The sequence below is a fragment of the Candidatus Zixiibacteriota bacterium genome (assembly GCA_034003725.1).
In the GTDB taxonomy this organism is placed as follows: Bacteria; Zixibacteria; MSB-5A5; order GN15; family FEB-12; genus WJMS01.
The window spans coordinates 67,653-79,934 of the sequence record JAVEYB010000004.1 but is presented as its reverse complement, the minus strand read 5'-3'; the positions used below and the strand labels follow the sequence as shown (position 1 = coordinate 79,934).

The 12,282-nt window shown below is 58.8% G+C and carries 13 protein-coding genes; 1 reads left to right on the top strand and 12 read right to left on the bottom strand.

The window, feature by feature from the left end; genetic code table 11:
* The first annotated feature begins 5 nt into the window (after positions 1–5).
* Complete coding sequence (locus tag RBT76_06485) at positions 6–1,058, top strand: sulfite exporter TauE/SafE family protein (protein MDX9857417.1); 1,053 nt, start codon at positions 6–8, stop codon at positions 1,056–1,058.
* Between the two features lie 45 nt (positions 1,059–1,103).
* Here RBT76_06485 and RBT76_06480 read toward each other — a convergent pair whose 3' ends face one another.
* The 12 genes from RBT76_06480 to sufC form a co-directional block, all read right to left on the bottom strand.
* A complete protein-coding gene (locus RBT76_06480; GenBank protein MDX9857416.1) occupies positions 1,104–1,631 on the bottom strand; it encodes a hypothetical protein in 528 nt (175 codons plus the stop codon).
* A gap of 281 nt (positions 1,632–1,912) precedes the next feature.
* Entirely contained in the window at positions 1,913–3,079 is a 1,167-nt protein-coding gene (locus RBT76_06475; GenBank protein MDX9857415.1) for an ABC transporter permease, read from the bottom strand.
* Between the two features lie 9 nt (positions 3,080–3,088).
* Positions 3,089–4,246, bottom strand: coding sequence for an ABC transporter permease (locus RBT76_06470; GenBank protein ID MDX9857414.1), 1,158 nt, complete (start codon positions 4,244–4,246; stop codon positions 3,089–3,091).
* Entirely contained in the window at positions 4,243–4,923 is a 681-nt protein-coding gene (locus RBT76_06465) for an ABC transporter ATP-binding protein (GenBank protein ID MDX9857413.1), read from the bottom strand. Before RBT76_06465 ends, RBT76_06470 begins: the two co-directional genes overlap by 4 nt.
* A gap of 24 nt (positions 4,924–4,947) precedes the next feature.
* Positions 4,948–6,135: an efflux RND transporter periplasmic adaptor subunit gene (locus tag RBT76_06460; GenBank protein MDX9857412.1), complete on the bottom strand. Its 1,188-nt coding sequence runs from the start codon at positions 6,133–6,135 to the stop codon at positions 4,948–4,950.
* A 174-nt stretch (positions 6,136–6,309) separates the two neighbouring features.
* Positions 6,310–6,621, bottom strand: a complete 312-nt coding sequence (locus RBT76_06455) for an iron-sulfur cluster assembly protein (protein ID MDX9857411.1) — start codon at positions 6,619–6,621, stop codon at positions 6,310–6,312.
* Between the two features lie 12 nt (positions 6,622–6,633).
* Positions 6,634–7,128 carry an SUF system NifU family Fe-S cluster assembly protein gene (locus RBT76_06450; GenBank protein ID MDX9857410.1) on the bottom strand — a complete coding sequence of 165 codons (495 nt, stop codon included), beginning with the start codon at positions 7,126–7,128 and terminating at the stop codon, positions 6,634–6,636.
* The gene (locus RBT76_06445; protein MDX9857409.1) at positions 7,125–8,402 is read right to left on the bottom strand and encodes a cysteine desulfurase; all 1,278 of its coding nucleotides are present in this window, start codon (positions 8,400–8,402) and stop codon (positions 7,125–7,127) included. The genes RBT76_06450 and RBT76_06445 overlap by 4 nt, the downstream gene beginning before the upstream one ends.
* Positions 8,403–8,425: 23 nt before the next feature.
* Positions 8,426–8,740, bottom strand: a complete 315-nt coding sequence (locus RBT76_06440) for a non-heme iron oxygenase ferredoxin subunit (protein ID MDX9857408.1) — start codon at positions 8,738–8,740, stop codon at positions 8,426–8,428.
* 3 nt (positions 8,741–8,743) lie between these two features.
* Entirely contained in the window at positions 8,744–10,069 is a 1,326-nt protein-coding gene (gene sufD, locus RBT76_06435; GenBank protein ID MDX9857407.1) for a Fe-S cluster assembly protein SufD, read from the bottom strand.
* A gap of 1 nt (position 10,070) precedes the next feature.
* On the bottom strand, positions 10,071–11,504 hold the full coding sequence (sufB, locus tag RBT76_06430; GenBank protein MDX9857406.1) for a Fe-S cluster assembly protein SufB: 1,434 nt from the start codon (positions 11,502–11,504) through the stop codon (positions 10,071–10,073).
* Positions 11,505–11,509: 5 nt separating this feature from the next.
* Positions 11,510–12,280: a Fe-S cluster assembly ATPase SufC gene (sufC, locus tag RBT76_06425; GenBank protein MDX9857405.1), complete on the bottom strand. Its 771-nt coding sequence runs from the start codon at positions 12,278–12,280 to the stop codon at positions 11,510–11,512.
* Positions 12,281–12,282: the final 2 nt, after the last annotated feature.

The following is a 12,282-nucleotide window of genomic DNA, read 5'->3' as shown; positions in this document are numbered from 1 at the left end:
CGATCATGTCGCCCGATACCTATATAACCATCGACCTCATCACGGCCCTGCGCGTTATCATGCTCGGGTTTGTCGGCGGTGTGCTGAGCGGATTCATGGGTATCGGCGGCGCGTTTTTTATGACGCCCGGCATGATGAACCTCGGTGTACCCGGCGTCATCGCGGTGGGGACGAGTTTGACACAACGCTTCGGAAAAGCGTTGATCGGTTCGGGTAAGCATCGCGAGCTTGGCCATGTCGATCGCAAGCTCGGCATATATATGCTGTTCTCGGCGCTGATCGGTACCGGGCTTGCCGTCTGGCTCAATACCCGCTTCTATGCGAGTCAGGCGACTTCCGCAACCGGCACGGCGGCAAGCGACCTCTATATCAGCGTCGTGTATGTCGGCGTACTCGGTATCGTCTCGCTCGGTATGCTGAAAGATGCGTCGGCAAAAGACAACCGCGGACCGTCTACACGGATCGCCGAATTCCTCTCGCATCTGAAGATCCCTCCCATGATCTACTTCCCGACCGCCGACGTACGGATCTCTTTCTGGCTGGTGTCCGCCGTCGGCCTGATGACCGGGTTCCTGGCGGGAGCCATCGGTTCCGGCGGATTTGTCGGCGTTCCCGCCATGATCTACGCCTTCGGCGTCCCGACCGTCGTTGCCGCAGGCACTCAGCTGTTCCTGGCCATATTCATGCAGGCGGGCGGTGCTGTTGCGTACGCCTGGGACGGCATGGTCGACCTGCGGCTGGTCGCCCTGCTTCTGACAGGGTCCCTCATTGGAGTCTATTTTGGGACCTACGGCACCCGCATCCTCAAAGAACGGATTCTCCGCCTCACGACAGGACTGATTATCCTCGTGTGTGTCGTGAGCCGATCGTTCGAGCTGCCCGTCTATCTGTCCCGGCTGGGCAAACTACCCCTGACCAGTTTCACCGAGTCAGTGCTGTCGTGGGTGAGCCATGCCATTCTGTATACCGGCGGCCTGGCGGGAATGGTGATCATTCTCGGAGCGGTGCTGAGATCGTACCGACGCCGGCGGGCCGTTCAGGAATTGATGCGGCGGTAGGGGAGAGGATCGCTTGCAGGGGCCGTCCGGTCGCGCGCCGAGACTTCAGCGCGAAATTCCGGCGATGATTCGTTCCGCCGCGAGTACTTCCGCAGGCTCCGGCGCATCCACTCGCGTGCCGAAGTTGACGGCCTCTACCAGTTCCAGCGAATATGAGATGATCGTATCATGCCGGTATATATGAAGCGCCGTTTCGGACATGCAGTAACACGCCTTCCGATCGAGCGCGGGAAACACGTACTCGTGCGAATCACCATCCGCAAACATCACCGTCAGCACTCGTGCGACAACTGCCTCGGACCAATCCAGACGACCGCATGCCGGACAGGTCCTTCTGCCCGCGCTGTCATGCCGGTCATACTCAGCAAGACCAAACCCTGACCGTACGCGTGCTATCAGACGTGCCCCGCGACTGTGCATGCAGAAGATCCCTGAAGGGAGCGATTCGTCGACAAATGTCTCCTGGCATCGGTTCGGGCGCGCCATTCGTGGTTCGCGTCCACCGAGCCGATCAACAAACCTGGCTATCCAGTGATGACCGTGAGCGCCTACTATGCGATTTCTGTAGTCCATGTCTCTTCAACAGCACTACATCCCGTAAGGAATGTGGCGATCAATATTCACGTTGTCGTGGTTTGGTGTGTGCGCGCGGACAATAAAATCTAAACAATTCGGAGACATTCAGCAAGCTATTAGACACGTGCACGTCTGCACCGATCAATAGACTGCCGGAACCTCCATTCGTACAGGTACCCGTATAACATTGTGTGACAATGCATTGTGCGCTACGCCGCACTCGGCCTGTAGACCCACAATGTCCAGTTGAACCCGGCCCGTCGCCGACGGACCACCCCTCACTTCGCGCGAAGCGCCTCAATGATACGGACTTGTGACGCCTGCAGCGCCGGCAGGAAGCCCCCGACCACTCCCATGGCAACTGCAAAACAAAACCCGCCCACAACAATCCCCCACGACGTCTCGAAACCGAATGCCAGCTCCGCAAACGTGTCCCAATTGGTCGTGGATACTTCGAACTGACGCAGAAACGTCGCGGCAAGCACGCCGAACGAACCGCCGATAAGTCCCATGAATATGCTTTCAACGAGAAACGTGAGCAAAACCGTGAATCGCGAGAAGCCAAGCGCCCTCAGTGTTCCTATCTCCGTGGTCCGGCCCGCGACACTTGCATACATCGTGATCATGGCGCCAACTGTCGCACCCGCGGCAAAGATAACGGAGATGATCAGCCCCAGCACGTTGATATACGTGCGAGTGAAATTGGACTGCTCGGCGTAGTACTCCTTCTCGCGCTTGACGTCGACAGTCACGCGCGGGTCGTTCTCGAGTCGTTCTCTGAGAGCCGCAAACTTCGCTTCTCCGGGCACCCGAACGGTGATAGAGGAAAAGATGGGCCGCTGAAACGCCTGCGCCAGCTGCTCATAGTCTCCCCAGAGTTCCGACTCAAAACCGGATCCGTCGGTTTCAAATACACCCACCACCGTCCAGTCCCGCGACGCAAATCGTACGGATTCGCCGAGACCGCATCCCTGGAAGTTTCGTGCCACCTTCGCACCCGCGATGATCTCCGACGTCCCCGGCTTCCACATCCGTCCTTCCACAAGGCCAATATTGGGACGAATGGTCATGGAGTTGGGGCTGACGCCGCGTATCGGAACGTTACTCGGGTCGTTGCTTCCCCGCTTCGGCTGATTTATCAGTACCATCAGTTCCCCCGAGGCAAATGGACCGCCGTCCGGCGCCGGTGCAATTGCGGGATCAGCGCGAACGACGTTTGCCATGTCTCGGGGAAGAATTGACTGTATCTCGGTCTGAGACGCCTTGCGGATGATAATCGCGTTGTCATCGAAGCCGGTATCCACAAGCGTCTGCCTGAGCCCATGTGAAAGCATGAGTACGGCACAAAAAACAAACACCACCAGCGCCACGCCTATGATTGTCAGCGTCGATGTCAACCGACGCGCGATGACGTTGCGAAACGAATATGCCGCGAGCAAACGCATACTATGTCCTCAATCGACTATTCTCAGTCCGTCAACTATTGGTGTCCGGACCGCCTTAATCGCAGGGAAGACCGCCGCGAGCAGCCCGACCACAAACGCCGCGAGTGAAGCCAGGAGCACCGTAACGACCGCAATGTTGTACACCGGGAAAAAAGCACTCAAGGCGATTTGCACCAGCGCACCGAGCGGAAACGCAAGCAGAATGCCCAACCCTCCGCCGATGGCGGCGATAAACAGGGATTCCCCGAATATGAGCCCCACGATATGAATGGGCCGAAATCCCAGCGTTTTCATCACCGCGTACTCCGAAACCCGCTCCCGGGCCGTCATGGCCATCGTATTTCCGAGCACGAGCAGGATGATGCCGATCACCAGAATCGAGATGGCTTTCAGTCCGAGAACGATCGACCCCGCCATGGCTACGAAACTCAGGTTGAACGCCTCCTCGGTCTCTGTTTTCGTCTCAGCGATCGAATTCAGGAAAAGCGCGTCGATCTTCGACGAAATATCCGCCGCCCGCGAAGGGTCGTCGATACGCTCGATGAATGTCCCGACATAGCCGGCACGCCCCGGTGACTCGCTGCGCATCCGCTCGTCGACAAAATCCCATCGAAACAGCATGCTGCTTTCGTCGGTGTTTTCACGCGCGCCGGTGTAGATCCCCCGAATTACCAGCTCCCAGTCCCCCGGGAAAATAGTGCCCTGCAGCTGGACGCGGTCGCCCACCTGCCAGCCGAATCGATCCGCGAGCTTGCGCCCGACAACCGCCGCGTTGCGCTCGCTCATGAAGGCGGTGCGCTCCTCGTCGGACAACTGAAACTCCGGATACAAATCGAGGTACGTCGTATGATCGACCGCGAAATTCGCAAAGAAGTTCTTGGGCTCCACATAAATGCCGCCGAACCAGCTGGCATGCGACACCATATTCACTCCATCGACGTCCTCGATTCGGCTCGCATACGCAAGGGGAAGAAAGAACGTGAGTGAAACCGCATGCCTGGTTACCAGTCGGTCGGGCGATGCCGCTTCGGATTGCGCGTACCAGGCGTCGATCGTCGTCCTGATGACAATGAACGCCACCACGGCGATAGCCAGACCAAAAACCGTCAGCGATGTCCTCAGCCAGTGCCGCAGCGTGTTCCGATAAATGATCTTCAACAGCCTCATGCGTCGACCAGTTCACCTTTGTCGAGATGCTGGACCACCTGCGCGGCTTCCGCCGCGCGCGGGTCGTGCGTCACCATGATGATCGTTTTGCCGAATTCCCGGTTCAGGCGCGACAGCAGCTCCATGATGTCCTCGGCGGACTGCTTGTCCAGATCACCGGTCGGCTCGTCGGCCAGCAGCAAGCGCGGATCGGTGACCACTGCTCGGGCGATGGCGACCCGCTGTTCCTGTCCACCCGACAATTGGTTGGGGTAGTGGTCCATCCGGTCGCCGAGTCCGACGATGTTTAGCGCCGTCTCCACCTGCTGCCGGCGTTCAGACCGGCTCAGGCGGGTCAATAGCAGCGGCAACTCCACGTTTTCAAACGCATTCAGCACCGGCATGAGATTGTAGAACTGGAAAATGAAGCCGATATTCTCGGCCCGCCATCGCGCCATATCCGATTCCGATAGCCGGTCGATATCTTCTCCGGCGACCGTCACCTGGCCCGCCGACGGACGATCGATTCCCGCGATCAGATTCAACAAGGTCGTTTTGCCCGATCCGGACGGCCCCATGAGCGCGACGAACTGACCTTCGCGAAACGTGAGGCTTATGTCGTGGAGGACCGGGATTTCCAACCGTCCCCGGTAATAGGACTTGAATACGGAAGTGAGTTGAACGATCGGCTCTGCCATAGCGCTCCTTTGTGGTCATCCAAACTACGGTGATTCGGTGATCTTCTGCCCGTCGGTCAGTTTGCCCGGAGGCGACAGCACCACCCGGTCCCCCTCGCCCAGTCCGCTGAGTATCTCCGTGCGCGACCCAAGATCACGCCCGGTTTCCACGGTCACCTCGCTCACGACGTCGTTCACGATCCGAAATACCACCGTCTTGCCGTCTCTCGAAGTGACAGCCTCGTCCGGAACCGTGAGCGCCGTTGCCTGCGCATCGGGGCCGCCATTCTCGACAAAGAAGTTCACCCGCGCCGACATTTCCGGAAGAACTCGATCGTCGATTTCGGCAAACGCTACCCGCGTCAGGACAGTCGCGCGCGACCGATCGGCCGTCGGTACGATCTTTTTTACGTATCCCTTGTACCGTACCGACGGGTACGCATCTAGTACGATCTCACACCGCTGATTGGGAATCACTTTGTTGATATTTGACTCATTGACGTCGGCTTCAACCTCCAGCGACGTCATATCGGCAAGAGTTACCACGGAACCCTTCGATGACGCGGACGACGCGAAGGGTGCAACGATTTCGCCGACCTCGGCGTTCTTCGTCAGCACCGTGCCGTCGAACGGCGCCCGAATGATCGTGTTTTCGAGATCGACCTCAGCGATCCGCACCGTCGCCTCGGCCGCTTTCGCCGCGGCCAGCGACCCAAGATACGCGGACTCCGCCGATTCCATCATCTCCTGTGTCACGGCGCCTGAATCACGAAGAGCCACCTGTCGACGATACTGCCGTCCGAGGTTGAGCGTGTCCACGGTCGCTTGCGCCAGCCGGGCCCGCGCCAGGTCCAGGTTCGCCTTGATGTCCTCATTCTCGAGTCGGGCGATCACCTCGCCTTTGACGACCACGTCACCCTCGTCAAATCCGATAAAAGCCAGCCGACCCGTGCCCTTCGACGCAACTTCGGCCAGGCGCTGAGCTACAACATATCCGGTTGCCACCAACTCAGCCGCCGCATCGGAACCGGTCATTCGTGTCACCGAGGCTATCTGCACGCTTTGTGCCGGTGTCACCGACTCCCTGAGTGAGAAGTATGCCAGCACTGTCGCGGCGCCGATGACGGCCAGACCCCCCCAGAGCCAAATCCGGGATTTCGGGCGATCGTTGAATTTCTTGCTGCGATCGATTCGCAACGATGACAGATCGTAGTTGTTTTTCTCGTTTTCCATGAATGAATCCGACGCAGATTATCGTGTAGCCGCAGTGTCCATAAAACAACTCACGACTCGATAGGTTACTGATATACGCCGATCGGCCGCTGAAGGCAAACACATTCTTGGAGGTTTGTACGATAGGCCGCATTGTCCGGGCCGAGAAGGCGGACAAGACGCGCCGCCGGGCGCCTACCAGATGCCCAGTTGGTCCTTGGCAAGATCGGAACACATTTCCTTCGGATCCCACGGCGGATCCCAAACCAGGACGACCTCCACTTTGGAGATCCCGTCGAGATCTTCTACGGCCCGATGTACGTCCGTCATCAGCATCTCGCCGTACGGGCAGGCTGGAGTCGTCAGCGTCATCTTCACTGTCGCCTCTCCCTGTTGGTTTACGGCGACATCATAGATAAGGCCGAGATCGATGACACCGATCCGGATTTCGGGATCCTGCACCGGCCGGAGCGCTTCGATAATCTGGTTGGTAGTGGGTATAGGCATGCTTCTTCGACGCTACTCCGTCTTCTTTGAGTCGTGGTCGTGTTCCGACGTCACCACGATGGTGCCGTCCGGATGTCCGCCGGCGTATTTGTCCAACCCCTCGATGAGGGTCACCCAGGCCAGCAGGGCGCATTTGATTCGGACAGGGAACTGCCGTACGCCGGCCAGGGCGCCGAGATCCCCGATATCGCCCGGCGGGTCGTCAAGCTCGCCCTTGAGCATGAGTCGAATCATCCTGGCCAGTTCGGACACTTCGGCAAACGTCTTTCCCTTGACGGCTTCGGCGAGCATGGAACCCGATGCCACCGAGATAGCACAGCCTTTGCAGTCGACGTGGACGTCCTTGAGGATGTTGTCCTTCAGTTCGATCTCCAGACGTATATCGTCGCCGCACGACGGATTATGCCCCTCTGCCGTGAGAGTGGCGGCATCAAGCGGTTTACGCCCACGGGGCGACCGGTAGTGGTCGAGTATAATCTCGCGATACATCTCATCGAGCGGCATCATACGCCAAAGTATCTCCTCATGTCGCGAAGTGCGTCAACCAGGGCGTCAACATCAGCCCTGTCGTTATAAATGTAAAACGACGCCCGCGCTGTCGCAACCTTTCCGAGGAATTTCATCAACGGTTGCGCGCAATGGTGACCGGCTCGGATTGCGATCCCCTTGTAGTCCAGAAAAGTCGATATATCGTGCGGGTGAATGTCCGGGTCCGTGAACGAGATCGCCGAGCCGCGTTCCGATGTATCCTGCGGACCCTGGATTTCCAGCCCCTGAATCTCGGACAACCGGTCAAGCGCATAACGTGTGATCGCCGTCTCGTGCTCGTGAACCTTCTCCATCCCGATCCGCTCGAGATACGACAGCGCGGCGTCAAACGCGACCACATCGGCGATGTTGGGCGTACCGCCCTCGAATTTGTGCGGCAGATCCGCAAACGTCACCCGGTCAAATCCCACCTGGCTGATCATTTCTCCGCCGAAGTTGAACGGCGGCATCGATTCAAGCAGTTCGCGACGGCCGTATAACACGCCCACACCGGTGGGACCAAGCATCTTGTGTGAAGAAAACGCGTAGAAATCAACGTCGAGCGCCTTAACGTCAATCGGCAGATGAGGCGCCGCCTGCGCTCCGTCGGCAAGCACGAGCGCCCCTCGCTCATGCGCCAGTCGCGCGATCCGGCCGACCGGATTCACGGTGCCAAACACGTTTGACATGTGTGACACCGCCACCAGCTTCGTCCGCCCGTTGATCAGCGTGTCAATCGTGCTGAGGTCGAGATGACCGCACAGGGTAATCGGGAGTCTGCGGAAGACCGCCTTCCGGCGCCGGGCCAGTTCGAACCACGGGACGAAGTTTGCATGGTGCTCCATCTCGGAGACGAGAATCTCGTCGCCCTCACCGATATTCTGCTCGCCCCATGTATAGGCAACCAGGTTGATCGATTCGGTTGTCCCGCGCGTGAAAACGATCTCCTCCGGCTGCACGCCGCCAATGAAACGAGCCGTGTGCGAACGCGTCGCTTCGTATGCTTCGGTCGCTCGCTCGGCCAGCGTGTGGAGACCGCGATGTATGTTTGCATTCGTCTTGCGGTAGTACTCCAGCAAGGCGTTGATCACTTCACGCGGTTTCTGCGATGTCGCCGCGCTGTCCAGATAGACGAGCCGGTTGCCGTTTATCTCCTGGGCGAGGATCGGGAAATCCGCCTTGATCTGCTCGACGTCGATTCCCGGTACCGGCGGATGAACCGCCGCCGGGTCGTTGTGCGACTGCGATGTCATATCCGTCACCGTGTTACACCCTCTTACTCAGCCAGCCTGACGAAGATCTCGTCTCCTTCGACCTTCACCTCGTGCGTCTCCAGCGGGACGAGCGCCGGGGGACGGGTGACCGCCCCGCTGCGGACGTCAAACCGCGCTCCGTGGCGACTGCAGATCAGTTCATTACGCTTGAGGAACCCCGAACTGATCGGCTCCCCGTCGTGCGTGCACTCGTCGGCCAGGGCGAAATACCCGTCGGCCGTGTGAACGAGAACCAGACGCTCGAATTCAACTTCGATCTTCTTGAACGTTCCTTCCGGAACCTCTTCGACTGTCGCCACCTTCACGAACCCGGTCATCGATCAGAGGTCTCCCAATCGTTCGCTGATAACGCTGCTCAGCCGCTCCTGCAAATCGGCCGGGGCTGCCGTAATCGACGAGCGCACGAAGCCCGAAACCACCATCCGAACGGCCTCCTGATAGTGGATGCCGCGCGCCATGAGGTAGAAGACCTGCATGTCGTCGATCGGTCCGACTGTCGCACCGTGACTGCAGCTGACGTCCTCGTTGAGAATCTCCAGTTCCGGAATGGTCTCGGCTTTCGTGCCGCGATTCAGCAGGAGATTGCGATTCTCCTGATATGCCTCGCATGATTTGGCGTGATGATCGATCCTGATCAGACCCGTATACGCCGACCGGGACTTGCCTCGCAGCACCACCTTGAAATCGATGTCCGAAAACGTCTGCCCGACCGTGTGGTGATGCAGCGTGTGATTGTCAAAGTGCTGACGACCGTTACCGAACACGAGACCGACCATCTTGCTGGTGGCCCCCTCGCCGTTGAGGTCCACGCCGAAATTCTGCTTGGAAATCGACGCCCCGAACGCAAACGGGACAGTGAGCATACTGGCCCCCGTGCCGATCCGGGCACGGTGCGTCAGGTAAGAAATCGTGCCCTCAGCCTGACGCTGAAGCGAGATATAGCGCGTGCGACTGTCCGGCCCGCCGAATATCTCCACTGCGCCGTTCGTGTACGCAAGACCGTGTTCGGAAGTACGCTCTCCGCCCGCATATTCGTCGACCAATGTTACCTCGGCGTTGGCGCCGACCACGACCAGCAGGCGCGGAAACGATGCCGAACCCGCTCGGCCGGCCTCGCGAATGAGGTGAATCGGCCGCTCCACGGTCTTGTTATCAGGGATGAAAACGAATACGCCGTCGTTCCACAGCGCGCCGTTCATGGCCTCGAACTTCCCCGTGCGGGAGTTGACCGCCTGGTAGAGGTGTCGCTCCACCAGCTCGCGATGCGTCTCGATCGCGTCCGAAAGCGCCATGATCACGATTCCGTTACGCGCCGAATGGCCGGACAACCGGACGTCGATCCGACGCCCACCGTGGTCGATCACCAGGCCGTCGAGCGTTCCGTCTTCGAAGTGCTTCGTCTCGATTGACTCGGCCTCATCGAAATGGTCGCCGAACGCAGTGTCCATGACGTCGGACCTGATCAGGAAGGTCTCCGGATCGGTATACCGCCACAGCGCCAGCCCGCGGCGGGGGACAGGCGTCGAATTGAACGCCTCAAGTGACGCTCGGCGAATGTCGCGGATCCACAGCGGCCCGCGCTCGAGCGCCGGACTGGCTATTTCAGGAATCGTGTATCGAGTTTCCTGCGTGATGTTGCTTGCCATATCAGCCTATCGATCCTTCCATTTCAAGTTCGATCAGCCGGTTCAATTCCACCGCGTATTCCAGCGGCAGCTCTTTCGTGAACGGCTCCATGAAGCCGTTTACGATCAGCAGACGGGCGTCATCCTCGGTCAGGCCGCGGCTGGTCAGGTAGAACAGCTGCTCCTCCGCCACCTTGGAAACGCGCGCCTCGTGTTCCACCCGGACCTGATCGTTGTCGATCTCCATCGTCGGGTACGTATCGCTGCGGGCATCGTCGCCGATCAACAGCGCGTCGCACTCGACCGAGATCTTCGCGTTGGTCGCGTTCTTGTGTATCTTCGCCAGGCCGCGATACGAAGCCCGGCCGTTGTCTTTGGAGATCGATTTCGAGGTGATTCGCGACGACGTATTAGGCGCCGCATGAATCACTTTTGCGCCGGCGTCCTGATGCTGGTCCTGCCCGGCGAACGCGACCGACAATATCTCGCCGCGTGCACCTTCGCCGACAAGCTGGATACAGGGGTATTTCATCGTCAGGCGCGAACCGAGATTGCCGTCCACCCACTCCACCGTAGCGTTTTTGTGAGCGGTCGCCCGCTTGGTGACCAGATTGTAAATATTGCGAGCCCAGTTCTGAATCGTTGTGTATCGAATGGACGCATCCTCGAGCGCAATCAACTCGACCACTGCGGAGTGCAGCGAATCCGTCGAGTACACCGGCGCCGTGCACCCCTCGATATAATGAACGCGCGAGCCCTTGTCGGCGATGATCAGCGTCCGTTCGAATTGCCCCATGTTCTCGGCGTTGATGCGGAAATAGGCCTGCAGCGGAATTGCGACATCGACGCCCGGCGGTACGTAGATGAACGAACCGCCCGACCACACCGATGTGTTCAACGCCGCGTATTTGTTGTCGTCCGTGGGGATAACCGTCCCGAAATACTTCTGCACGATCTCAGGGTATTCCCGCAGCCCCGAGTCCATATCGAGGAAAACGACTCCGAGCTTCTTGAGATCCTCACGCATCGAATGGTAGACGACCTCGGATTCGTACTGCGCCGAAACCCCGCCGAGAAAGTTCTTCTCGGCCTCGGGAATACCCAGCCGGTCGAACGTCTTGCGGATATACTCCGGGACGTCGTCCCAGCTTTTGCCCTGCTGCTCGATGGGCTTCATGAAATAGAATATGTTCTCGAACACGATCTCATTGAGCAGCTTGCTGTTGCCCCACTGAGGGGTCGGCTTCGCGAGAAAGACGTCCAATGCGTGATGACGAATGTCCGACATCCAGCGCGGTTCTTTCTTCATCTGCGAGATCATCTCAACGACTTCGTGATTTATACCGCGGGCACCCTTGTGGAAATAGTCCACCGGGTCGCGGAACCCGTAGCGGGTGGCGTAGTCGTTGTTGAGCTGGGACAGATCTTCTCTCTGTCTCTGCGCTGCGTCACCCATGATATCTAGACCTCAACTTTCTGATTTGCCTCTGCGGCGACCCAATCGTAGCCCTGCTCTTCGAGCCGAAGCGCCAGCTCGGGCCCGCCCGACTTGACCAGATGACCGCCCATCATGACGTGCACGTAGTCCGGCTTGACGTAGTTCAACAAGCGCTGATAGTGGGTCACCAGCAGTATTCCGTTGCTGTCCGTGTGAAAGCGATTGATACCCTCGGCAACGGTCTTGAGGGCGTCAATATCGAGACCCGAATCGGTCTCATCGAGGATCGCGACTGTCGGCTGCAGCATCGCCATCTGCAAAATCTCGACCCGTTTCTTCTCGCCCCCGGAGAATCCCTCGTTTAGATAGCGAGTAGCAAACGAATGATCGATCCCCAACGCGTCCATTTCTCTTTTAAACAGGCTCCGGAAATCGGACATGTCGGCGTCCTTGCCGCGATGCGACTGCAGCGCCGACCGCATGAAATTGGCCACCGTGACACCCGGAATGGCCAGCGGGTACTGAAACGCAAGGAACAGCCCCGCCCGCGACCGCTCGTCAGGCTCCATCTCCAGCAGGGATTGGCCGCCCAAAAAGGCGTCGCCCTTGGTGATCGCATAAGACGGATGCCCCATGAGCGCCTGCGAAAGCGACGATTTCCCGGACCCGTTCGGGCCCATAATCGCATGCGTCTCGCCTGCGTTGATCGTCAGGGATACCCCTTTGACAACTTCCTTGCCTTCCACTTCGACGTGGATATCAGTAAACGAAAGCAAAGCGTGTTTCTCGGTCATCG